This window comes from Aeromonas sp. MR19, from assembly GCF_963899305.1.
Taxonomy (GTDB): Bacteria; Pseudomonadota; Gammaproteobacteria; order Enterobacterales; family Aeromonadaceae; genus Aeromonas; species Aeromonas bestiarum.
In genome coordinates, this window is the sequence record NZ_CAWQWZ010000011.1 from 963,540 (window position 1) to 985,845 (window position 22,306).

The following is a 22,306-nucleotide window of genomic DNA, read 5'->3' on the forward strand; positions in this document are numbered from 1 at the left end:
GGCGAGATGCTTCATCGCCGGCCTTTTTGTTTCTGATATTCAGGACAAAGTTTCAATATTGCTTGAAACGGGGGGCCGGTACGCCAAGTACCGCCCCCCGTTTTTTATGGATGTAGCACCATGAGTTTACTCACCATTCAAAACCTGACTTGTCACCTGGGTGACAAGACCCTCTACCAGCAGGCCAACTTCACCCTCTTCGCCGGTGAGCATATCGGCGTCACGGGCAAAAACGGCGCGGGGAAAAGCACCCTGCTGAAACTGCTGCAGGCGGAGCTGTTGCCCGACGGGGGCGACATCCTCTGGCAGCCCGCGGTGCGCCTCGGTTATCTGGACCAGCATGGCAAGATGGATCCGCAGACCAGGGTGCGCGATCAGCTGCAATCCGCCTTTGCGGATCTCTACCGGCAGGAGGCCGAGATGATGGCCATCTACGCCTGCCCGGCGAAAAGTGCCCAAGCCCGCCATCTGGCACGTGCCGCCACCCTTCAGGCCAGCCTGGAAAGCCGGTCGTTTTATCAGATCGACAGCCGCATAGATGCGGTGGCTGATGGCCTGGGGATCACGCCATTGGGCATGCATACCCGGCTGGGGGAATTGAGCGGCGGACAAAGGCACAAGGTCATGCTGGCCCGCCTGCTGTTGCTCGCGCCGGATGTCCTGCTGCTGGACGAGCCGACCAATTATCTGGATACCCGTCACCTCGACTGGCTGGCGGACTATCTGGGCGGCTTCAAGGGAGCCTTTATGCTGGTCTCCCACGACCAGGCCTTCCTGAACCGGATTGCCACGGCCATTTGCGACATAGACAGGCAGCAAATCCGCAAATTCAAGGGCAATGTCGACAAGGCCATGGCCCAGAAAGCCAGCGAGGATGCCGCCCACGGGAGGCAATATCTGGCGCAGCAGCGACATATCGACAAGCTGGAACGGTTCATCGACAAAAACGGGGCCGGGGTCAATGCCAGCATCGCCAATGGCCGCAAGAAGCAGCTGGCACGCATAGACAGGCTGGCCGCACCGGGGCAGGAGAAGCCCCTCTCCTTCTCGTTTTGCTCGGCCCCGCACAATGGCCAGCAGCTGATCGCCGCCTCGAAACTGGTCATTGGCTATCAAGGCCCCTTGCTGGCGCCCATCTCGCTGACCCTGAGCCGTGGCGACAAGCTGGTGATTGCCGGGTTCAACGGCATAGGCAAGTCCACCCTGCTGAAAACCCTGGTGGGTGAACTGCCCGCGCTGGCCGGTCAGCTCGCCCTGTCACCGGCGCTCAAGCTCGGTTATTTCGAGCAGGCGCTGTGCTGGCGCTACCCGGATGCCACACCTGTCAATCTGGTGAAAGCTGTGTGCCCGGGCGTGGATGACAACGCGGCCCGGCAGCATCTGGCGCGGTTTGGCATCACGGGAAAGCAGGCCGTGCAGCCGATTGCCTCCCTCAGTGGTGGCGAGCAGACCAGAGTCAAGCTGTGCCGACTGGCCCTGCAACCCAGCAACCTGCTGGTGCTGGATGAACCGACCACGCACCTGGATGCCGGTGTCAAAGCGGCCCTGCAACAGGCATTGCAGGACTATCCAGGTACCGTGGTGCTGGTCTGCCACGAACGGGAGTTCGTCGCCCACTGGCCGGATCGGGTGGTGGAGATCCCGTCCCTCACCGCCGCCGACCACATTGAGCATCGTTAAGGTAGAAGATATGTTATTGAAAATATTGCTGTTCTTGATTGCATTCCTGGTGGGTGCCGATGAACTTATGCTGGGTCCCATACTGGCGCCCATAGGCCGGGAGCTGGGGGTTCAGCCCGAGCGCGTGACCCTCTTCATCACGGCCTACAGCCTGGCGCTGGCGATGATAGCCCCCTTGCTGGGTACCCTCTCGGATCGTCTGGGCCGAATGAAGGTGATGCTGCCTGCCACCCTGCTGTTTGGCGCCGCCTCTGTGGGCACGGGTCTGGTGGAGAGCTTTGAATGGGGGCTGGCAAGCCGGGTGCTCACCGGCCTCGCCAGTGCCGGCATGTTACCCATCGCCTTTGCCATGGCCGCAGACAGCGCGGGAACAGATGCCATGAAGCGCATTGCCTGGGTCCAGGCAGGCCTGACCCTGGGCATGATAGCGAGCCCGGCCGTCGGGGCTCTGCTGACCCAATGGCTCTCCTGGCGCGCTGCCTTCATCCTGCTCGGCGTGTGCGCCTGGGGTGTGGCGGCGGCGCTGGCCTTGCTGCCCGCAGGTCAAGATCCGGCAGAAAAATCGGCTGCGCATCGGGAGGACAAGGGCCCCCGCCTGCTGGCCATCCCGGGCGCGGTCGGTGCCCTGCTGGCCATGTGCCTGGGCCTTGGCGGCGGCATAGGTCTGTTCAATCTCGTCGGTCAGCACCTGCGCGATACCCAGGAGTGGTCCATCGGGTCCGTGGGGGGCTTGTACGCCCTGCTTGGCGTCATCAGCGTCGCCGGCAACCTGCTGATGCCCCGCCTCTCTGGCCGGGTCGAAAGCGGGCGCACCCTGATGCGCCTGGCCTTGATGGTCTGCCTGCTGGTCAGCGTCTGCTTCTATCTCTCTCCGGCCGGGCAACTCATGCTGCCGATACTGCTGCTGTGGGCGCTGGCGGGCGGCATAGGATCGCCGGCGCTGCAGGGCTATATTGCGCAGCTCTCCAGCGCTCACAGAGGCATGCTGATGTCGCTGGCGATGACCATGATGCACCTCGGGGTCGCGCTCTGGTCCGCCGTCGCCGGGTTCGCCTACAGCGCCGGGCCTCTGGCCATGGCGCTGCTGGCCATGTTGCTGTTCGGCAGCGCCATTGCGCTGCTGCGCCCCGTCAAGCCCGCCGGCTGAAAAAGGGAGCGCGTACTCCGGGCCCACGCCCATCCCGTACACGGGTCGCCCATCCGCCAGGATCGGCGGCCCCATATCTCACTGTGCCGGCACTGCCAGCCCGCACGCTTCCCACTCACACCATACTCGCTGACCCTCATACCAGGCTCAGCTCTCGCGATGAAGTATCTTAATCTATTGATTTATCTGACGTAAAAAGCGCATTTCAGCTTGCTCATATCCACCGCCAAATGCGCTGAGGCAAATAGATCCCATTGCGTTCAGGGTGTGGACAATGAATAAAAGATGTATTCACTGATTATTTATCCCGTTTGATGCCTTCTCTCCAACCCTCTTACTATGCCTGCGACCTATCCATGGCCGGTTGCCTGCAACCGGCCTTCAAACTGGCATAGCAAGTGGACAACTCATGATCACCACAGACGGTAACAACGCGGTCGCCTCAGTGGCGTACCGCACCAACGAAGTCATCGCCATCTACCCCATCACCCCCAGCTCCAGCATGGCGGAGCAGGCGTCGGCCTGGTCGAGCGATCGGGGCCTGAACCTGTGGGGCGACGTGCCTCGCGTGGTCGAGATGCAGTCGGAGGGCGGGGCCATCGCCACCGTCCACGGCGCCTTGCAGACAGGCGCACTGGCGACCTCCTTTACCTCGTCCCAGGGCCTGCTGCTGATGATCCCCAACCTCTACAAGTTGGCGGGTCAGCTCATTCCCTTCGTGCTCCACGTGGCGGCGCGTACCGTCGCGACCCATGCCTTGTCCATCTTCGGCGATCACTCGGACGTGATGGCGGTGCGCCAGACCGGCTGCGCCATGCTCTGCGCCAGCAACGTACAGGAGGCCCAGGATTTTGCCCTGATCTCCCAGGTGGCCAGCCTCAACAGCCGGCTGCCCTTTATCCACTTCTTCGACGGTTTTCGCACCTCCCACGAGATCACCAAGATAGTGCCGCTGGCGGATGACACCCTGCGTGCCCTGCTGCCGGAGGCGGCCATTCGTGCCCACCGCGACCGCGCCCTGAGCCCGGATCACCCTGTCGTTCGCGGCACCGCCGCCAACCCGGACACCTATTTCCAGTGCCGTGAGGCCACCAACCCCTGGTATGACGACGCTTACCGTCACGTGAGCGAGGCGATGCAAGCCTTCGGCGAGCAGACCGGCCGTCACTACCAGCCGTTCGAATATGTCGGTCACCCGGAGGCCGAGCGGGTGCTGGTGCTGATGGGTTCCGCCATCGGCACCTGTGAGGAAGTGATAGCGCGGCTGACTGAGCAAGGGGAGAAGGTGGGACTGGTGAAGGTGCGCCTCTACCGCCCCTTCTCAGCCTCGCATCTGCTGGCTGTCATTCCCGAGAGCGCCCGCAAGATTGCGGTGCTGGATCGCACCAAGGAGCCGGGCGCCCAGGCCGAGCCGCTCTATCTGGACGTGATGAGCGCACTGGCCGAGGCGGTCAGCCGGGGCGAGCGTGCCAGCCTGCCGCGGGTCATCGGCGGTCGCTACGGCCTCTCCTCCAAGGAGTTCAATCCGGCCTGCGTACAGGCCATCTTCGATGAGCTGACGCTGGACAATCCAAGGCCGCGCTTCACCGTCGGCATCTTCGACGACGTCACCGGCCTCTCACTGCCGCTGCCGACGTTGGATTATCCGAGCCAGAGCAAGCTGGAGGCCCTGTTCTACGGCCTTGGCAGCGACGGTACCGTCTCGGCGGCCAAGAACAGCATCAAGATCCTCGGCAACCACACCCCGCTCTATCCTCAGGGCTATTTCGTCTACGACTCCAAGAAGGCGGGCGGCCTCACCGTCTCCCACCTGAGGGTGAATGAACGGCCGGTACAGTCGGCCTACCTGGTGGACGAGGCGGACTTCATCGGCTGCCACCAGTGGCAGTTCATCGACATGTACCAGATGGCGGAGCGACTCAAGCCGAACGGCATCTTCCTGCTCAACAGCCCCTACGACGCCGACCAGATCTGGCAGCGGCTGCCGCAAGAGGTGCAACAGGTGCTGCGCGAGAAATGCGCCCGCCTCTACACCATCAACGCCGCCAGGATTGCCCGGGAGTGCCAGCTCGGCAGCCGCATCAATACCGTGATGCAGATGGCCTTCTTCCAGCTGACCGCCATCATACCACCGGCAGAAGCCACCGAGTTGCTCAAGCAGGCCATCGCCAAGAGCTACGGCAACAAGAGCGCCGAGCTGGTCGAGCGCAACTGGCAGGCCCTGGCCGCCACCTGCGAGGCGCTGATCCCGGTGCCGCTGCAGGTGCTCGATCAGTCCAGCCACCAGCGCCCGCCCGTGGTGTCGGCCCAGGCCCCCGACTTCGTCCAGACCGTCACCGCCGCCATGCTGGCGGGGCTCGGCGACAGCCTGCCGGTCTCCGCCTTCCCGCCGGACGGCACCTGGCCGGTGGGCACCACCCGCTGGGAGAAGCGCAACATCGCCAAGGAGGTGCCCATCTGGCAGGCGGATCTCTGCACCCAGTGCAACTACTGCGTGGCCGCCTGCCCGCACTCGGCCATCCGCGCCAAGGTGGTGGACAAGGATGCACTGGAGGGTGCCCCCGCGACCCTGGATGCGCTGGATGTGAAGGCCCGCGACATGCGCGGCCAGCAATACGTGCTGCAGGTGGCGCCTGAGGATTGCACCGGCTGCAACCTCTGCGTCGAGGTCTGCCCGGCCAAGGATCGCACCGATCCGAGCCGCAAGGCGATCAACATGGAGTCCAGGCTCGACCACCTCGATGCCCAGAAGGCGAACTACGACTTCTTCCTGGACCTCCCCGAGCGCACGGCCGAGCAACTGGAGCGCATCGACATTCGCACCTCCCAGCTCATCTCGCCGCTGTTCGAATACTCGGGCGCCTGCTCCGGCTGTGGTGAGACCCCCTACATCAAGCTGCTGACCCAGCTCTACGGGGACAGGCTGCTGATCGCCAACGCCACCGGCTGCTCCTCCATCTATGGCGGCAACCTGCCTACCACCCCCTACACCACCAACGCCGAGGGCCGTGGCCCGGCCTGGGCCAACTCCTTGTTCGAAGACAACGCCGAATTTGGCTTGGGCTTCAGGCTCACCGTCGATCAGCATCGCGATCGGGTGCGCCGCCTGTTGACGGGTCTGGGGGACGCCGTTCCGGCCAAGCTGCAACAGGGGCTGCAAGACGCCAGCCTGCCGGTCTCCGAGCAACGGGCCCACATTGAGCAGCTGCGCAGCCTGCTGCAGGGTCGCACCGAGCCTGGCGCCGCTGAGTTGGCGAAGGACGCGGATCACCTGGTGGACAAGTCGGTCTGGCTCATCGGCGGCGATGGCTGGGCCTATGACATCGGCTTCGGCGGGCTCGACCACGTGCTGAGCCTGGGGGAGAACATCAACGTGCTGGTGCTCGACACCCAGTGCTACTCCAACACCGGCGGTCAGCAGTCCAAGGCGACGCCGCTCGGCGCCATCACCAAGTTTGGCGAGCAGGGCAAGCGCAAGGGGCGCAAGGATCTCGGTGCCAGCATCATGATGTATGGCCACGTCTATGTGGCGCAGATCTCCCTCGGCGCCCAGATGAACCAGACGGTGAAGGCCATTCAGGAGGCGGAAGCCTATCCGGGCCCGTCTCTCATCATCGCCTACAGCCCCTGCGAGGAGCACGGCTACGATCTGGCCCAGAGCCACGAACAGATGAAGCAGCTGACCGCCACCGGCTTCTGGCCGCTCTACCGCTACGATCCCCGTCGCAGCGAGGAGGGCAAGGCACCGCTGGCACTGGACTCCCGGGCGCCAAACGCCTCGCTGGCCGAGACCCTGCAGCAGGAGCCCCGCTTCAAGCGGCTGGAGCGCCAGCTGCCGGAGATCGCCACCCAGCTCTACCGGGAGGCGGAGCTGGATGCGAACCGCCGCTTCGCCTGGCTGAGCCAGCTCGCCGGCAAGGAGGCCCCCTCGCAGGAGTGATCAAGCTGCTGGCGATCAGTGAAACCGGATAACAAAGAGGGCTCCCCGCGGGGAGCCCTCTTGCTATTGCATGCCAGCGGTTAATCAGGCGTGGATGCTGGCCAGCTCGTGGCGTTTCAACGCCAGCAGCGTAATGAGGAAAGCGGCGGTGGCGATCAGCGCCATGCCGATATAGGTGGCACTGAAACCGGGGGCCAGCTCGGCCGGGCTCAGGCTGGCCAGGTTGTGGCTGGTGCCCGCCGGCAGGGCTGAGTGGAACAGCACGGAACAGATGGCGACCCCGACCGCGCCCCCCAGCTCACGGCCGAAGTTGAACAGGGACATGCCGATGCCGCGATCTTCCCGTGGCAGGGCATTTTGCACTACCACGGAGAGCGCCGGCAGCACCAGCCCCAGCCCCAGACCGGCGAAGCCCAGCCCCAGATTGGCCCAGACATCGAAATGGATCTGCCACAGCGCCAGCGCCGACAGGGCGAAGCCCACCACCACGAAGCGTTTGTAGTAACCGGTGCGGCCGATCAGCTTGCCGCCGACGAAGGCTCCCGCCGTGATGCAGACCATGAAGATCACCATGTAGAGACCGCTCTCGCTGGCTCCCATCCCCTTCTGCCACTGCATCTGCAACGGCAGATAGACCAGCACGGCAAACATCAGCAGCTGGGAGGCCAGCGCCAGCAGCACGCTCACCAGATAGCCGGGCAGCCGGACCAGATGGGCGGGCAATATGGGGTCGTGGGCGCGCCGCTCCACCAGGATCAGCAGCAGCAGGGCTATCGCCAGCCCCGCCGCCAGCCAGATGGCAGGCAGGGCTGTCTCCGGCGAGAGCAGCAGCAAGCTCAGCGTGGTGACTGTGATCAGCAGCGCCGCCCCCTTCCAGTCGAAGCGACTGTGGCGGCGCACATTGAGGTGGCCCAGGTTGCGGTTCACCAGCCAGAGCGCAAGCGCCCCGAGCGGCAGGTTGATCCAGAAGATCCAGCGCCAGCTCAGCTGTTCGGTGAAGTAGCCACCGAGCAGGGGCCCGGCGATGCTGGAGACCGCATAGACGGCCGAGATGTAGCCCTGATACTTGCCCACCTCCCGCGGCGGTATGCTGTCGGCGATGACGGTGAAGGCGAGCGCAATCAGGCCGCCGCCCCCCAGCCCCTGCAGCACGCGGGCCGCCAGCAGGGTCGGCAGATCCTGGGCCAGGCCGCAGGCCACAGAGCCTGCCAGAAACAGGCCTATGCCGATGTTGAGCATGCGTACCCGGCCGAACATGTCGCTCAGCTTGCCGTAGATGGGCAGGGCGGCGGTGGCCGCCAGCAGGTAGGCGGTGACCACCCAGGTGAGGGCTGCGCCGGCGTTCAGCTCGGCGCCTATGATGGGCAAGGGGGTGGTGACTATGCTCTTTTCCAGTGAACCCAGGGCGATCACCAGGGCCACGCTCGAGAAGATGGTTTTTGGGGACATATAGGGGCTCGCTAATTTGAAATGCCAGGATCTGCGGCGCAGAACTTGTTATTGTCTCATAAATCACCAGCCGATGGCCAAAACCACTGCCATGGCGCCGCCAGCCCGCAACCATGACGGCGGTCGCGGCACTGCCTCCTGCATTCTGATAGGCTGGCTGTTCACACCCCAAGAGGAAGCAGCCCCATGTCCGAGCAGTTCCGGTTTGATCAATACGACGCCCTGATTTTCGATATGGACGGCACCCTGGTGGACTCCATGCCCCTGCATCTGGATGCCTGGGAGGCAACCAGCGCCGAGTTCGGTCTGCCGTTTGATCGGGCACGGCTCAATGAATACGGCGGCATTCCCACCCGCAAGATAGTCGCCATCCTGGCCGAGCAGCATGGGCTGGAGATCGATGTGGATGCCTTCACCCGACGCAAGGTGGCGCTCTATCTGGCGCATATCGACAAGGTCAGCGTGTTTCCCGCCATGTGGGAGCTGGTCAAGCGCTGCCACGGCAAGGTGCCCATGGGCATAGGCACGGGCTCATCGCGGGATCATGCGCAGCGCATTTTGAAAAATACCGGTCTGGATGCCTATATCTCTGTGCTGGTCAGCGCCGATGACATCGACAACCACAAGCCCCACCCCGACACCTTCCTGAAAGTGGCCGAGCTGCTCGGCGCCAACCCCGCCAACTGCCTGGTGTTCGAAGATACCCAGATCGGCATTCAGGCAGGCAAGGCCGGCGGCATGGCCACCCTGCTGGCCACCGAAGGCGAACTGCAGCGGGTGTGAGACCAGGTTAGCGACGCGCCCGCCACTGCTGCCAGAGTCCGTCAAGGAAGGCGAGCAGGAAGAGGCCCAGGGCCATCTCCCAATGGAAAGTGAAATAGAGATCCGCTGGCAGGGACGCCAGATAGATAAACAGGGCGCTGAACAGGCCGCGACAGAGCGGCCCTTTCAAGACAGACCAGCGCAGCAGCGTGGCAACGCCGGCCCCCTTGCCAGACAGGGCCATCAGCTCATCCCCAGCAGGCCGAGAATGCCGGCGACTGTGTACCACGGATTGTGCACCCTGCGCTCCTCTTCCAGCGCCTCATGATCCTGCAACAGTGTCAGCGCCTCGGCCGGGGTATCGGCAAAAGAGGGGGCAACGACAGTCACAAACCCCTGCTCGACCAGTTGGCGACGCTCATCGTCATAACCGACCGCCCAGGTATCGAGATAGGTAAATGACTGACCTTGTTTGAAGAAGTGATAGCGAGACATGGCGGGCTCCGAGGCATTGGACCCCCACTCTACACCGGCGGTTGCAAACTGGCTCACCCCGAATGGGTAGCCAGCTCACTCTCAGTTTGCCGTCACCTCATCCTCCCCCTTGTCACCGCCAGGGGCGGCGCCCATCGGTCTGGCAAAACCCAGCTCGGCCATGCAGCTGTCAAATGCGGCCTCCCCCGGTTTGCCGCTCTCCTTGCAGCTCTCAAAGGCCGTCTTCATCTCGGCCGACATCTCGCGAGGCGGCTTGGGCGGGGTGCGACTGCCCTGATCGGCCGCCATGGCGGTGGCAGTGGCGAGGAATAACAACAGGGGCAGAACACTCTTCATGGCATGACTCCGAATAACGCGCGACATCCACCGCCAGAGGGCGGCGATGGCCCGCTCAAGCGGGCGGTTTCATGCTAGCGAAAAATCAGGAAAAGCAGGGTCAAGGCGGGGTAAAGGGGACGTCAGGCCTGCGTAAAATCCATAAAAAAACGCCCCTTCTGGGGCGTTTTTTCCAACCATCGCCGTTACATGGCGTTGGTGGATTCGAAGATCTTGTCGGCCGAGGCTTCGACGAAGCCCGGGTAGAGCACGCCGTCGGCCTGCGGGTAGCGCAGGGCGAACTCGTAGAAGCAGCTCGGAATGGTGCGCACGCCGTCGCTGAAGGGCACATCCGCCTTGTCGGCCATGGTGGAGGATTGCTCCAGCATCACCTGCGGGTCCCCTTTCACCTCGCCACCCACGCCGTTGAGCACGAAGCCGGCCGCCTTGAGGGCGGCGTTGACCTGTTGGATGGTATCGAACTGCTTGAGGCGATTGATGTTGACCGTGAAGTGGTTGGCACGATAACCCCAGGCCGCCATCCAGGCTGCATACTCACTCTCCGCCAGCAGGGTCTGGTAATCATCCCAGGAGACCTGCCAGGGGGCGCCCGTGTAGAGGAATGCCTGGGTATCGGTCAGGTGATCGGGTACCTGATCCGCCAGCTTGTGAATGATGGCCTGGGCAGCCTCGGAGAGTTCTTCCACCTTCAGCTCGCTGATGAACACCTTGGGGGCGTCCGGATCTTGATGCTCGAAGTGCTTGGCGTAGAGCTTCTTGGCCTTGAACACGTACTCACCCTTCTGCTCGTAGCCGAGCGCCAGGAAGTGGGCGGCCAGCTTCTCGAGGCCCAATTTGGGCAGGTTGTAGGTGCGAAACGCCACGTGATCGTTGACGATGGGCTCGCCGCCACCCAGCAGGGTGTGGACCTTGAGGGCACTCGGGGTGACTTGAATGTAGTTATCCCACAAGTGACCGAACAGGGTGTCGATATCCTTTTGCATCTCTCTTTCCTTTGATTGCGGGTACAGACAAGGGCACCTGTTCAGTGCCCCTTTTATTTTTTGTTATCAGCGCTCAGCGCAGAGGAGGACAGTGTCAGCCGTGGCGGCCTTGCTGCCGGCCTCTTCCTTGTTAAAAGGTCAAACCCGGAGACAACTGATCCGGCATGGCTGCCTTGCTGTCTTCGACGGAAGCCACCGGGTACGCACAGTAGTCGGCGGCGTAGTAGGCGCTCGCCCTGTGGTTGCCGGAGGCACCGATACCGCCGAACGGCGCGGCGCTGGAGGCGCCCGTGATGGGCTTGTTCCAGTTGACTATACCGGCGCGGATCCGCTTGAAGAAGTGGTGCCAGTCCGCCTCGCTGTCACCCAGCAGGCCGGCCGAGAGGCCGAAGCTGGTGGCGTTGCCCTGGTCGATGGCGGCATCGAAATCGTCGTAACGAATCAGCTGCAGCAGCGGGCCGAAATACTCTTCGTCCGGCAGCGCGCTCACGGCGGTCACATCTATGATGCCGGGAGAGACGAAGCCGGTGCCCGCTTCCAGATGCTTGAGGGAGAGCAGACTCTCGCCACCCAGCCCTTGCAGCTTGGCTTGCGCCTCGACCATGCCCAGCGCAGCTCGCTCGCTGATCATGGCGCCCATAAAGGGTTGTTCGGCGGCGTCATAGAGGCCGACCTTGATCTGGCCGACCACCTCCACCAGACGCTTGATCAGGGCATCGCCCCGGGCGCCGCGCTCGACAAACAGGCGGCGCGAGCAGGTGCAGCGCTGGCCTGAGGTGATGAAGGCGGACTGGACTATGGCGTGAACTGCGCCGTCGATATCGCTCACATCCTTGACGATGAGCGGGTTGTTGCCGCCCATCTCCAGCGCCAGGATCTTGCCGGGCTGACCGGCAAACTGCTGATGCAGGAAGTGGCCGGTACGGGACGAACCGGTGAAGAAGAGACCGTCGATATCCGGATTGCCCGCCAGCGCCTTGCCTGTCTCCACCTCGCCCTGCACCAGGTTGAGCACGCCCTTGGGCAGCCCCGCCTCCTGCCAGATCTTCAGCATGGCCTCGGCCACCATGGGGGTCAGTTCGGAAGGCTTGAACACCACGGCATTGCCGGCGATCAGTGCAGGCACTATGTGACCGTTCGGCAGATGGCCCGGGAAGTTGTAGGGGCCGAACACGGCGACCACGCCGTGGGGCTTGTGGCGCACGAATGCCTTGGCGCCCGGCATGGGGTTTTCGACCGTGCCGGTGCGCTCGTCATGGGCGCGGATGGAGATGGCGATCTTGCCCTGCATGGCGGCCACTTCGGTGCGGGTCTCCCACAGCGGTTTGCCGGTTTCGCGGGCTATGGTGAGCGCCAGCGCCTCCTTGTGCTCGCCGAGCAGCTCGGCGTAACGGCGCACTATGGCAAGACGCGCCTCCAGGCTCATATCAGACCAATGGTAGAAGGCGCTGCGGGCGGCCTTGACGGCGGCATCCACCTGGGTGGCGCTGGCGGCGCCCCCTTGCCAGATCACCTCGTTCTTCGCCGGATCCCTTGACTCGAATGGCTTGCCTTCACCGGCAAGCCATTGACCGTCTATCAGTTGTACTAACTGGCTCATCCATTCACTCCCTGTGGTTCGCAAGCAGCCTTGGCTGCCTGTTTCATATGCGGTTTTACTGCCAATACGGCTCAATCGAGATCGACGGCCCGTACCATGTCGCCATCTTGCACCTTGAGTGCCGTCGCCATCTTGGGCGGAATGATGGCTTCGTGCTTGTCCAGATCGACCCGGATATTGCCGTAGCAGGCACGGTAGTGCTCGTAGCGGGCATTGCAGACCAGGTGGATCTTGCCACCTATGGGTTCGCCGATCAGCACCCGCAACTTCTGGCTGCGGCGCACGCTGCGGATATTCTTCACGTCACACTCGACTGTGGGGCCGGCATCGAAGATGTCGACATAGCCCCGGTTCACGAAGCCTTCATCCTGCAGCATCTTGATGGCCGGGCGGGTCTTCTCGTGGGTCTGGCCGATGACGGCGCGCGCCTCGTTGCTCAGCAGGTTGACGTAGATGGGGTACTTGGGCATCAGCTCGGCGATGAAGCGCTTCTTGCCGATGCCGGTGAGATAGTCGACGGTGGGAAAATCCATCGAGAAGAAATGCTTTTGCAGCCACTCGTAGAAGGGGCTGTGACCATTGCCATCGGAGACGCCACGCATCTCGGCAAAGACGGTATCGTCGAATAATTCCGGATGCTCGGCCATGAACAGGAAACGGTGCTTGGAGAGCAGACGGCCGTTGAGCCCCTCGCGGGCGCATTCACGCAGAAACAGGGTGCAGAGTTCGGAATTGCCTGTGTAGTCATTGGACAGGGTGAGCGTCTCGACCACGTTGTAGATGCCGAGCTTGGGGGAAGAGTGGACCACCTTGCCGATGTGATAGTTGTAGAACGGCTGGGACAGGCCCACGGCCGCATCGATGGCACAGGTACCGACCATTTCGCCGGTCTCCAGATCCTCAGCCACGAAGAAGTAGAGGCAATCACCCTTACCTGCCGGTTTGTCCGAGAAGGTCTGGGTCGAAGCATCTATCTTGCGCTGCAGCAGTTCATCGTTGACGGGCAACGAGGTCATGCCGGTGCCGGATTCGATGGCACAGGTCTTGAGACCGGCAAAATCTTTTTGCTCGATGGGACGGATAACCAACATAAATGACAACTCCCTTTCATTGACGACAGGTGGGGTCCCGGCTCCTGCCGGGAGGGCTCCCCACCTCAATTTGGATCAGGCGTTAACCACCTGGGCAACCGCTTTCTCGAACCGGGCCAGCCCTTCCTTGATGTCCGCTTCCGGGATAACCAGCGAGGGGGCGAAACGCACCACGTTGGTACCCGCGACCAGTGCCATCAGCCCCTGATCGATGGAGGCCAGCAGGAAGTCACGGGAACGGCCCTTGTAGTCGTCGTTCAGCACGGCGCCGAGCAGCAGGCCCTTGCCACGCACTTCGCTGAAGCAGTGGTACTTGGCATTGATGGCGTCGAGCCCAGCGCGGAACAGCTGCTCGCGGTGCTTGATGCCGCTCAGCACTTCCGGGGTGTTGACCACGTCGATCACCGCCTCGGCCACGGCGCACGCCAGCGGGTTGCCGCCGTAGGTGGAGCCGTGAGTACCCACTTTCAGGTGAGCCGCGATCTCGTTGGTGGTCAGCATGGCACCGATGGGGAAGCCGCCGCCGAGCGCCTTGGCGCTGGTGAGGATGTCAGGCGTAACGCCCAGACCCATGTAGGCAAACAGATCACCGGTACGGCCGACCCCGGATTGCACCTCGTCATAGACCAGCAGGGCATTGTGCTTGTCGCACAGCTCGCGCACGCCCTTGGCAAACTCGTCGGTCGGACGAATGATGCCCCCCTCCCCTTGCAGCGGCTCCATCACCACGGCGCAGGTATTGTCGGAGATGACGGCAGCCAGCTCCGCCAGATCGTTGTAAGTCACATGGGTGATATCCGCGGGCTTGGGACCGAAACCATCGGAGTAGGCGGCCTGGCCACCGACGCTGACGGTAAAGAAGGTACGACCGTGGAAACCCTGATGGAAGGCGATGATCTGGGTCTTGTGCTCCCCGAACTTCTCGATGGCGTAACGACGGGCCAGCTTGAGGGCCGCCTCGTTGGCTTCGGCGCCCGAGTTGCAGAAATAGACCTTGTCGGCAAAGGTGGCGGCAACCAGCTTCTTGGCCAGACGCAGAGCCGGCTCGTTGGTCATCACGTTGGAAAGGTGCCACAGCTTCTCACCCTGGGTTTTCAGGGCTTCGACCAGCTTGGGATGACAATGGCCGAGGCCATTGACGGCAATCCCGCCGGCAAAATCGACATACTCACGGCCTTCCTGATCCCAGACACGTGACCCTTCACCACGCACCGGGATGATCTTGGCGGGCGCATAGTTGGGAACCATCACTTCATCAAACACTTCACGTGTCACTGCCAACAACTCTGACATATTGCTCTCCTTCGATCTGGCGACAGAATAATCCACCGCCCAAAAGTTAAATCCATGTAAACACATCGGCATTGTCACAGAAAAAAAGCTAAAAGTCTGCAACAAAGCGAGTTACAGGGAACAATGTTCGATTGCCTGTGAGATTTTAGGCAACCGCATTGCATAACGGCTCAGGGGGTATTGGCAAGAGATAATTTGGACAGGGAGGGAGGTGAATAAAGTGTCAGGGAAAATATTTTTGGCCTCATTTCGATTCTGGGAGGCCGATCACAACTATTCAGGAACTTGCTAAAAAATTGGCCAGCAATTGGTGGCCCTGTTCGCTCAAAATGCTCTCCGGATGGAACTGAACCCCCTCTATATTCAACTGCTTGTGGCGCAGGCCCATGATCTCGTCAAAGGAGCCATCGGCGTGCTCGCTCCAGGCGGTGATCTCGAAACAGTCAGGCAGTGTGCCCTGATCCACGATCAGCGAATGATAACGGGTGACCCGCAGCGGGTCGTTCAGACCGCGAAATATACCCTGCCCCTGATGGCGGATGAGCGACGTCTTGCCATGCATCACCTGACGGGCGCGCACCACCCGAGCCCCGAAAGCCTGCGCCAGCGACTGGTGGCCGAGACAGACGCCCAGAATGGGAAGCTGGCCGGCAAACCGGCTGATGGCAGCAAGGGAAATGCCCGCCTCATTGGGGGTGCAGGGGCCGGGAGAGATCACCAGATAACGGGGGGATAGCTGCGCTATGGCGTCCAGCGTCAGTTCATCATTGCGCTTCACCACCACCTCTTGCCCCAGGGCGCCAAAATACTGCACCAGGTTCCAGGTAAAGGAGTCGTAGTTATCGATCAGCAACAGCATGGGGTAACCAGAAACAGAGAATCAACGATCCAGATAACGACCCTGTTCCATTTCGCGCTCGCGCTGACACTCGGCCAGATAGATGGCGGCGGCGATGGCAGGGGTCTTGTGGTATTTGTCGATGGCGTTGGAGACCATCAGCTGCAGGGTATTGAGGTTCTTGGCCTTGCGAAATTTACGCAGCCAGTGACCCTTGTCGCCCAGCTCTTCAATCATGGTATTGGATTCGACAGACATGCTTACTCTTGGGGCAGAAGCCCGCGTTTGAAATTGGAAGATGAATTAACGAATAGCAGGTCGGGTAAAACAAAGAAAGCCAGGCAAATACCCAGCTCTCTTCTACTACACCTTCCCAGTATGTCAGGCTCGAGGAACGAAGCCGACTACATCATATACGCTGGTCAGGGTTTTTTCAGCCCTTTCACGTGCCTTTTGTGCACCTGCCGCCAAAATTGTTTGCAGATGAGCCTCATCCTGACGCAGCTCGCGGAAGCGCGCCTGGATGGGTTCCAGCAAGGCGACGACCGCCTCGGCAGTCTCGGTCTTGAGGTGACCGTACATCTTGCCTTCGAAGTGCTGCTCCAGCTCTGGGATGGAGCGCCCCGTCACCCCGGACATCAGGGTCAGCAGGTTGGAGACACCCGGCTTGTTTTCCGGATCGAAGCGCACCACGGCCGGCTCGTCGGAGTCGGTTACCGCCCGCTTGATCTTCTTGACGATCTGCTTGGGATCTTCCAGCAGGCCGATGAAGTTGGCCTCGTTGTCGTCAGATTTGGACATCTTCTTGGTCGGATCCTGCAGACTCATCACCCGCGCCCCGTCGGTGGGGATGAAGGGCTCGGGCAGAGTGAACACCTCGCCGTGCAGGTTGTTGAACCGGGTGCAGATGTCGCGAGTCAGCTCCAGATGTTGCTTCTGATCGTTGCCGACCGGCACCTGATTGGCCTGATAGAGCAGGATATCGGCAGCCATCAGCACCGGATAGCCGAACAGGCCGACGTTGACGTTGTTCTCGAAACGGGCGGACTTGTCCTTGAACTGGGTCATGCGCGACAGCTCGCCCATCTGGGTGTAGCAGTTCAGGATCCAGCCCAGCTCGGCGTGCTGTGGCACGTGAGACTGGATGAAGACGGTGCTCTTGGCCGGATCAATCCCCACCGCCAGATAGAGGGCGGCGGCATCGAGACACGCCTTGCGCAGGGCAGCCGGCTCCTGGCGGGTGGTGATGGCGTGCAGGTCGACGATGCAGTAGAGGCAGTCGAAATCATCCTGCATGTTGACCCACTGACGCAGGGCCCCCAGGTAGTTGCCTATGGTCAGCTGGCCCGACGGTTGGGCCCCGCTCAGTACGATTGGTTTAGTCATGAGAGTGTTAATCCTTGTTATTCGGCCAGCCCAGCAGCCTTATTCGGCCAGCAGCGCATCGAGCTGGGCAAACTGCTCGCATACCCAGTCCGGGCGGGAATCTGCGATGGGGCGGCCATAGTTATAGCCGTAGGTCAGTCCCACCACCTTCATGCCGGCGGCCTGAGCGGCCAGCACGTCATTCTCGGAGTCGCCCACCATCAGGGTGCGCGACGGGCTGACGCCCAACTCGTGGCAGGCGTGCAGCAGCGGATCCGGGCTGGGTTTTTTAACGGGCACACAGTTGCCGCCCAGCCAGAGCGCGAAACAGTCACCGATGCCGAGGGCATCCAGGATGGGCTGCACGAAGTGACTCGGCTTGTTGGTCACCACGGCCTGTTTGTAACCGAGCTTCTGCAGGCGGCGCAGACTCTGCTCCACCCCGTCATACATGGCCAGCCCTTCCAGCAGACAGGCCTGATAATGCCGATCGAACAGGGGGCGCGCCCTGGCAAACAGCTCGGGGGCCTCGCGGTAATCCAGCGCGCGCTGGATCAGCTTGTCGGCGCCATTGCCGACCCAGGTACGTACCACGGCCTCGTCGGCCTCGGCCAGTCCCAGCTCGGTGAGGGTACGGTTGACCGCCAGCGCCAGTTGAGGGGCGCTGTCGATCAGGGTGCCGTCCAGATCGAACAGCACCAGATCAAAATCACGCTCAGCGTTCGACATGGGCAAGCTCCGCGCGCATACGGTCGATCACTGCCTTGTAGTCCGGCTGGCTGAAGATGGCAGAACCGGCCACGAACATGTCGGCACCGGCTTGTGCTATCTCGCGAATGTTGTCGACCTTGACGCCGCCGTCGATCTCGAGACGAATGTCACGGCCACTCTCGTCGATCAGGCGACGCACCTGGCGCAGCTTGTCGAGGGTGCCGGGGATGAAGCTCTGGCCACCGAAGCCCGGGTTGACCGACATCAGCAGGATCACATCCAGCTTGTCCATCACGTATTCGAGGCAGGAGAGCGGCGTCGCCGGGTTCAGCACCAGACCCGCCTGACAGCCCTGCTCCTTGATGAGGCCCAGGGTGCGATCCACGTGATCGGACGCTTCCGGGTGGAAGGTGATCAGATTGGCGCCCGCTTTGGCGAAGTCCGGGACTATGCGATCCACCGGCTTGACCATCAGGTGCACATCGATGAGCGCCTCTATGCCATAGTCGCGCAGGGCCTGACAGACCATGGGGCCTATGGTCAGGTTGGGGACATAGTGGTTATCCATCACGTCGAAATGCACCACGTCGGCACCGGCGGTCAGCACCCTGGCGACATCATCGCCCAGACGGGCGAAATCGGCGGAAAGGATCGAGGGGGCAATCAGAAAGTCTTTCATCAGCGTCATCCATTGGCTAGCGGGCAGAAAAAGCGGCGCAATTTTACCGCAAATATCCGATGAAAACGACCCGAACACGGGGAGGAAAAAATGGTCCCGCAGCTTTACCGCCCATATCCGATGAAAACACCCCATACACAGGGAGGAAAAAATGGGCCTGCGGCTTTACCGCTCATATCCGATAAAAACGCCTAATACACGGGGAGGAAAAAACGGGCCTGCGGCTTTACCGCCCATATCCGGCGAAAACGATGCGAACACAATGATAACGACAGGCAGAAACAGCGGCGGCACCCAAAGGTGCCGTCAGAAGGTCAGCCGAGTGAGGCAAGCTCGGCGTCGCTGGGGTAGTAACCCTGCTCCGGCTCGATACCGGGCGGATAGAGCGCCAGCAGCTCGGCCACCTTGTTGCGGCTGCCGCCGTTGCGGCTGATGGTGCGCTTGACCAGGATCTCGTCCAGTCGCGCACCACGGTAGAGCTCGCGGGTCAGCTCTATGTCGTGGTTGCTGATGAGCACGGGCACCCCCTTGCGGGCCGCCGTGTGACGGGCCAGCCGCGCCAGTATGGCCTGATCATCCAGCGTGAAGCCACCTGCGGAATAGGTAGTGAAGCTCGCCGTGGTGGAAAGCGGCGCATAGGGGGGATCGCAGTAGATCACCCAGTCCGGTTCAGCACGCTTGATGGCATCGGCGTAGCTTTCGCAGATGAAGGTCGCCTTCTGCGCCTTCTCGGCAAAAGCCCACAGCTCTTTCTCCGGGAAGTAGGGCTTCTTGTAGGAACCGAATGGCACATTGAAGCCGCCCTTCTTGTTATAGCGACACAAACCATTGAAACCGTGACGGTTGAGAAACAGGAACAGCAGCGCCCGCTCGAAGGTGGTCTCGGTCTGGTTGAACTGGGTACGCAGCCGATAGTAGGCCGCCTTGTGATTGTGCTCGGCCACAAACAGCTTGCGCGCCTCGGCGATGAATCGGTCAGGCGTCAGCTTGAGATGGTTGTAAAGGCAGATCAGATCCGGATTGATGTCGTTGAGCACATAGGCGTCGTAGTCGGTGTTGAGAAACACGGACCCGGCCCCGACGAAGGGCTCCAGCAACACACGCCCGGCCGGCAAGCGCTCGGCAATCTCTTCAACCAGGGAGTATTTTCCCCCGGCCCATTTTAAAAAAGCGCGTGTTTTTTTCATGGAAATCCGGTGTTAAGAAGGCATCGACCAAAAAAGGGGGACGATTCTACCCCCTTACCGGGCGCAATGGCTATTGCTTCAACTCTTTTTGTACCTGAGCAAACGACTTGGGCCAGGGCTGACCCTTGAGCAGGGCGGGCGAGAGCTTGCGAATGGCGGCCTTGGCCTGGGCGGCGTTGGCATAATCCCCTTGCAGTACCACGTACCAGGGGCTGCCACGGAACTGGGTTTTGTAAACCCAGATATTGCCAGCCAGCGCATGCTCGGCCACGAACTTGTCGACGGCCTTGGTGTTGCTGGCCCCCATCAGCTGGACGCTGTAATGATTCCTGGGCTTCTTGTTCAGGGTCGCCGCCGGCGTCAATGCCACCTTGGGTGAGGGGGCCGCCACGGGTTCAACCACGGCTGGCTTGGCCGCCGGTTTGGTTGCAACCGAGGTACTCTGGGTCTTGGGCGCAGTGGCCGGCTTGGCAAGCAGGCCCTGGGTCGATGCATTCTGAGCCTGGGCGACCTGAGTCGCAACGGCCTGGGAACCAGCACCGGTCAGCTCATCCACCACGGCCGTGGGTAAGGCACCGCTGACATCGGGCTGCTTCATCAGTTTCTCGACCACTTCATCTGAGATCACCACCCGGCGTCCCTCGTAGTTGGTCGATTCCGTGGTCACAGTCTCGCTCTCGACCGCCTTGGGCAGCACCTTGGCATCCGGCTGCCAATCGCGCACCACACCGCCAGAATTGCCAGCACCGCCATCATGGGTTGTGCTCTGATTGCCATTCTGGCTGGTGTTACTGCCGCCTATGGTCAGCGGATCCCCGCCAGAAACGGGTATGGGAAAGGCGGTGGTTTGCGCAGGTTCCAGCGCAGTGCTCTTGCTCTCACCGTTGAACAGGGCTGGCAGCAGATAGCTCAGGGCCAGCAAACCGGCGGCAACCAGTGCCAGCACGGTCGCAATCTTCTTGACGGGCAACTCGGCCTGACGCTTCTTGGGCCTTCTGTCGGTCATGATATCCTCCAGTAACTGCATGATGGTGGACGGATGTCCATTTGCCGCTTTCAGGATCTCTTCCACTTTCAGCTTGGGCAAGAGGGCTGTCGGGATCTTGAGCTCTTTGGCTTTCTCATACAAGAAGATACGTTGCTCTGGCGCGCTCAGTGGCGCGACTTCCAGCTCCAGTGCCGGCATGGCCCGCCCTTTCAGCTGCGCCTTCTGGTTGCGACACCAGACGTCACTGCCGGAGAGCACTATGGCCAGCTGATGGGGCACGGTCAGGGTATCGTTGTGACGACAGAGGCTCCACAGCTCGCCGACCAGCTCGGCGGGCAACTCGTCGGCGCGTTCGATCAGCAGCAGCAGGGTGGCAGGTTTGCCTTCCAGCATGCGAAAGAAGCTGTCGGCCAGCGCATCCTGTGGATTGAACAGCGGCCTTGCCACCACCTGCGGCAACAGCAACTGGCGCACGTCCGCCATCTTCATGGCAGAGCTGCCAATCAGGCTCACCACCCGTACTTTTTCGGGCAGGGCGCCGAGCAGAGATTCACACAGGGTGCCGCGACCACTGCCGTGCTTGCCACAGAGGAAAATAAAGGGGTGATTGAATTCAATCAGGTGCAGCAGCCGGTCAACCAGCTGCCGCTGGGAAGGAAGCTTAAGCAGTTTATTATTACTCACGACCAGACTCGATCACCGCCAACAATTCAGCATCAGAGACATCGGCCACCACCTGTGCATGACCGATACCGACCGGCAGCACCAGTCGCAGCTTGCCTTCCAGTACCTTCTTGTCACGCCGCATATGGCGAATGAAGGCATCGAAATCCATCTCGGCCGGGGCTTGTACCGGCAGATTCGCGGCCAGCAACAGATCGCGGATACGAGCGACCTGCCGCTTATCCAGCTCGCCATGCGCCTCGGCCGTGAATGCGGCCAGCATCATGCCTGCGGCAACGGCTTCGCCGTGCAGCCAGTTGCCGTAGCCTTTCTCGGCCTCGATGGCGTGACCAAAGGTGTGGCCCAGGTTCAACAGGGCACGCACACTGTGCTCAGTCTCGTCCTGCCCCACCACATCGGCCTTGATCTCGCAGCAGCGACGAATGGCATACGCCAGGGCAGCCGGTTCCAGCGCCTGCAGACGGGACATGTTGGTTTCGAGCCAAGAGAAGAATTCGGCGTCCCAGATGATGCCGTACTTGATGACCTCGGCCATGCCGGCGGCAAATTCACGGGCAGGCAGGGTCTTGAGGCATTCGGTGTCGATGACCACATGCTTGGGCTGATAGAAGGCCCCAATCATGTTCTTGCCGAGGGGATGATTGACGGCGGTCTTGCCGCCGACGGAGGAATCAACCTGGGAGAGCAGTGTGGTAGGCACTTGAATAAAAGGAATGCCACGTTGGTAGCTTGCCGCAGCAAAGCCGACAACATCCCCTATCACACCGCCCCCCAGGGCGATCAGTGTAGTGTCCCGACCATGGTTGGTTTCCAGCAGAGCAGACATGATCCGCTCGAAGGTTGCCAGGGTCTTGTAGGCTTCACCATCCGGCAGGATCAGGTGTTCAACCTGAAAACCGGACAGCAACTGGATAATCCGCTCAAGATACAAGGGTGCGACAACGGTATTGGTCACTATCATGACCCGCTTGCCCTTGATGGTTTGTGTCAGCACCTCTGCATGCTGCAACAGACCCGCCGCTATCTCGATGGGATAACTGCGTTCACCCAGTTCGACCTTCAACCTTTCCATGGACGT

20 protein-coding genes are annotated in these 22,306 nt (G+C 61.6%); 4 read left to right on the forward strand and 16 right to left on the reverse strand.

Annotated features, from left to right (window positions below; translation table 11 throughout):
* The first annotated feature begins 120 nt into the window (after positions 1-120).
* The 3 genes from AACQ95_RS10080 (at position 121) to nifJ (ending at position 6,767) form a co-directional block, all read left to right on the forward strand.
* Complete coding sequence (locus tag AACQ95_RS10080) at positions 121-1,680, forward strand: ABC-F family ATP-binding cassette domain-containing protein (RefSeq protein WP_241278495.1); 1,560 nt, start codon at positions 121-123, stop codon at positions 1,678-1,680.
* A 10-nt stretch (positions 1,681-1,690) separates the two neighbouring features.
* Positions 1,691-2,827: an MFS transporter gene (locus AACQ95_RS10085; protein WP_241278496.1), complete on the forward strand. Its 1,137-nt coding sequence runs from the start codon at positions 1,691-1,693 to the stop codon at positions 2,825-2,827.
* A 409-nt stretch (positions 2,828-3,236) separates the two neighbouring features.
* Positions 3,237-6,767, forward strand: a complete 3,531-nt coding sequence (gene nifJ, locus AACQ95_RS10090; protein ID WP_241278497.1) for a pyruvate:ferredoxin (flavodoxin) oxidoreductase — start codon at positions 3,237-3,239, stop codon at positions 6,765-6,767.
* A gap of 84 nt (positions 6,768-6,851) precedes the next feature.
* On the opposite strand, the gene AACQ95_RS10095 is transcribed toward nifJ, so the two are convergent.
* The gene (locus AACQ95_RS10095; RefSeq protein ID WP_241278498.1) at positions 6,852-8,216 is read right to left on the reverse strand and encodes an MDR family MFS transporter; all 1,365 of its coding nucleotides are present in this window, start codon (positions 8,214-8,216) and stop codon (positions 6,852-6,854) included.
* Positions 8,217-8,402: 186 nt separating this feature from the next.
* Between AACQ95_RS10095 and AACQ95_RS10100 the strand changes: the two genes are divergently transcribed.
* A complete protein-coding gene (locus AACQ95_RS10100; RefSeq protein ID WP_241278499.1) occupies positions 8,403-8,999 on the forward strand; it encodes an HAD family hydrolase in 597 nt (198 codons plus the stop codon).
* A 7-nt stretch (positions 9,000-9,006) separates the two neighbouring features.
* On the opposite strand, the gene AACQ95_RS10105 is transcribed toward AACQ95_RS10100, so the two are convergent.
* The 15 genes from AACQ95_RS10105 to aroB all read right to left on the reverse strand — a co-directional run bounded on the left by AACQ95_RS10105 (position 9,007) and on the right by aroB (position 22,300).
* Positions 9,007-9,222 carry a hypothetical protein gene (locus tag AACQ95_RS10105; RefSeq protein WP_241278500.1) on the reverse strand — a complete coding sequence of 72 codons (216 nt, stop codon included), beginning with the start codon at positions 9,220-9,222 and terminating at the stop codon, positions 9,007-9,009.
* The gene (locus AACQ95_RS10110) at positions 9,222-9,473 is read right to left on the reverse strand and encodes a hypothetical protein (RefSeq protein WP_156140160.1); all 252 of its coding nucleotides are present in this window, start codon (positions 9,471-9,473) and stop codon (positions 9,222-9,224) included. The genes AACQ95_RS10105 and AACQ95_RS10110 overlap by 1 nt, the downstream gene beginning before the upstream one ends.
* An 81-nt stretch (positions 9,474-9,554) precedes the next feature.
* Complete coding sequence (locus AACQ95_RS10115; RefSeq protein WP_241278501.1) at positions 9,555-9,809, reverse strand: hypothetical protein; 255 nt, start codon at positions 9,807-9,809, stop codon at positions 9,555-9,557.
* Between the two features lie 185 nt (positions 9,810-9,994).
* A complete protein-coding gene (locus AACQ95_RS10120; protein WP_241278502.1) occupies positions 9,995-10,792 on the reverse strand; it encodes a DUF1338 domain-containing protein in 798 nt (265 codons plus the stop codon).
* 130 nt (positions 10,793-10,922) lie between these two features.
* On the reverse strand, positions 10,923-12,392 hold the full coding sequence (astD, locus tag AACQ95_RS10125; RefSeq protein WP_241278503.1) for a succinylglutamate-semialdehyde dehydrogenase: 1,470 nt from the start codon (positions 12,390-12,392) through the stop codon (positions 10,923-10,925).
* A gap of 71 nt (positions 12,393-12,463) precedes the next feature.
* Entirely contained in the window at positions 12,464-13,483 is a 1,020-nt protein-coding gene (astA, locus tag AACQ95_RS10130) for an arginine N-succinyltransferase (protein ID WP_043135651.1), read from the reverse strand.
* 75 nt (positions 13,484-13,558) lie between these two features.
* Entirely contained in the window at positions 13,559-14,776 is a 1,218-nt protein-coding gene (locus AACQ95_RS10135) for an aspartate aminotransferase family protein (RefSeq protein WP_241278504.1), read from the reverse strand.
* Positions 14,777-15,053: 277 nt separating this feature from the next.
* Entirely contained in the window at positions 15,054-15,635 is a 582-nt protein-coding gene (locus tag AACQ95_RS10140) for an aminodeoxychorismate synthase component II (protein WP_241278505.1), read from the reverse strand.
* 21 nt (positions 15,636-15,656) lie between these two features.
* Positions 15,657-15,872, reverse strand: a complete 216-nt coding sequence (locus tag AACQ95_RS10145; protein ID WP_042867714.1) for a hypothetical protein — start codon at positions 15,870-15,872, stop codon at positions 15,657-15,659.
* A gap of 123 nt (positions 15,873-15,995) precedes the next feature.
* Complete coding sequence (gene trpS / locus AACQ95_RS10150) at positions 15,996-17,000, reverse strand: tryptophan--tRNA ligase (protein WP_042867712.1); 1,005 nt, start codon at positions 16,998-17,000, stop codon at positions 15,996-15,998.
* Between the two features lie 39 nt (positions 17,001-17,039).
* Positions 17,040-17,708 carry a phosphoglycolate phosphatase gene (locus tag AACQ95_RS10155; RefSeq protein ID WP_241278506.1) on the reverse strand — a complete coding sequence of 223 codons (669 nt, stop codon included), beginning with the start codon at positions 17,706-17,708 and terminating at the stop codon, positions 17,040-17,042.
* On the reverse strand, positions 17,695-18,369 hold the full coding sequence (rpe, locus tag AACQ95_RS10160) for a ribulose-phosphate 3-epimerase (RefSeq protein ID WP_042867708.1): 675 nt from the start codon (positions 18,367-18,369) through the stop codon (positions 17,695-17,697). The genes AACQ95_RS10155 and rpe overlap by 14 nt, the downstream gene beginning before the upstream one ends.
* 314 nt (positions 18,370-18,683) lie before the next feature.
* Entirely contained in the window at positions 18,684-19,556 is an 873-nt protein-coding gene (locus tag AACQ95_RS10165) for a Dam family site-specific DNA-(adenine-N6)-methyltransferase (RefSeq protein ID WP_241278507.1), read from the reverse strand.
* A gap of 70 nt (positions 19,557-19,626) precedes the next feature.
* Positions 19,627-21,228 (reverse strand): SPOR domain-containing protein, encoded by a 1,602-nt coding sequence (locus tag AACQ95_RS10170; RefSeq protein WP_241278508.1) that lies wholly within the window; start codon positions 21,226-21,228, stop codon positions 19,627-19,629.
* Positions 21,221-22,300, reverse strand: a complete 1,080-nt coding sequence (gene aroB / locus AACQ95_RS10175; protein WP_241278509.1) for a 3-dehydroquinate synthase — start codon at positions 22,298-22,300, stop codon at positions 21,221-21,223. The genes AACQ95_RS10170 and aroB overlap by 8 nt, the downstream gene beginning before the upstream one ends.
* Positions 22,301-22,306: the final 6 nt, after the last annotated feature.

What these genes read in the sequence shown, in the direction of transcription:
- AACQ95_RS10080 (WP_241278495.1), top strand. Translation starts at nt 121, where the DNA reads ATGAGTTTACTCACCATTCAAAACCTGACTTGTCACCTGGGTGACAAG.
- AACQ95_RS10085 (WP_241278496.1), top strand. Translation starts at nt 1,691, where the DNA reads ATGTTATTGAAAATATTGCTGTTCTTGATTGCATTCCTGGTGGGTGCC.
- nifJ (WP_241278497.1), top strand. Translation starts at nt 3,237, where the DNA reads ATGATCACCACAGACGGTAACAACGCGGTCGCCTCAGTGGCGTACCGC.
- AACQ95_RS10095 (WP_241278498.1), bottom strand. Translation starts at nt 8,216, where the DNA reads ATGTCCCCAAAAACCATCTTCTCGAGCGTGGCCCTGGTGATCGCCCTG.
- AACQ95_RS10100 (WP_241278499.1), top strand. Translation starts at nt 8,403, where the DNA reads ATGTCCGAGCAGTTCCGGTTTGATCAATACGACGCCCTGATTTTCGAT.
- AACQ95_RS10105 (WP_241278500.1), bottom strand. Translation starts at nt 9,222, where the DNA reads ATGGCCCTGTCTGGCAAGGGGGCCGGCGTTGCCACGCTGCTGCGCTGG.
- AACQ95_RS10110 (WP_156140160.1), bottom strand. Translation starts at nt 9,473, where the DNA reads ATGTCTCGCTATCACTTCTTCAAACAAGGTCAGTCATTTACCTATCTC.
- AACQ95_RS10115 (WP_241278501.1), bottom strand. Translation starts at nt 9,809, where the DNA reads ATGAAGAGTGTTCTGCCCCTGTTGTTATTCCTCGCCACTGCCACCGCC.
- AACQ95_RS10120 (WP_241278502.1), bottom strand. Translation starts at nt 10,792, where the DNA reads ATGCAAAAGGATATCGACACCCTGTTCGGTCACTTGTGGGATAACTAC.
- astD (WP_241278503.1), bottom strand. Translation starts at nt 12,392, where the DNA reads ATGAGCCAGTTAGTACAACTGATAGACGGTCAATGGCTTGCCGGTGAA.
- astA (WP_043135651.1), bottom strand. Translation starts at nt 13,483, where the DNA reads ATGTTGGTTATCCGTCCCATCGAGCAAAAAGATTTTGCCGGTCTCAAG.
- AACQ95_RS10135 (WP_241278504.1), bottom strand. Translation starts at nt 14,776, where the DNA reads ATGTCAGAGTTGTTGGCAGTGACACGTGAAGTGTTTGATGAAGTGATG.
- AACQ95_RS10140 (WP_241278505.1), bottom strand. Translation starts at nt 15,635, where the DNA reads ATGCTGTTGCTGATCGATAACTACGACTCCTTTACCTGGAACCTGGTG.
- AACQ95_RS10145 (WP_042867714.1), bottom strand. Translation starts at nt 15,872, where the DNA reads ATGTCTGTCGAATCCAATACCATGATTGAAGAGCTGGGCGACAAGGGT.
- trpS (WP_042867712.1), bottom strand. Translation starts at nt 17,000, where the DNA reads ATGACTAAACCAATCGTACTGAGCGGGGCCCAACCGTCGGGCCAGCTG.
- AACQ95_RS10155 (WP_241278506.1), bottom strand. Translation starts at nt 17,708, where the DNA reads ATGTCGAACGCTGAGCGTGATTTTGATCTGGTGCTGTTCGATCTGGAC.
- rpe (WP_042867708.1), bottom strand. Translation starts at nt 18,369, where the DNA reads ATGAAAGACTTTCTGATTGCCCCCTCGATCCTTTCCGCCGATTTCGCC.
- AACQ95_RS10165 (WP_241278507.1), bottom strand. Translation starts at nt 19,556, where the DNA reads ATGAAAAAAACACGCGCTTTTTTAAAATGGGCCGGGGGAAAATACTCC.
- aroB (WP_241278509.1), bottom strand. Translation starts at nt 22,300, where the DNA reads ATGGAAAGGTTGAAGGTCGAACTGGGTGAACGCAGTTATCCCATCGAG.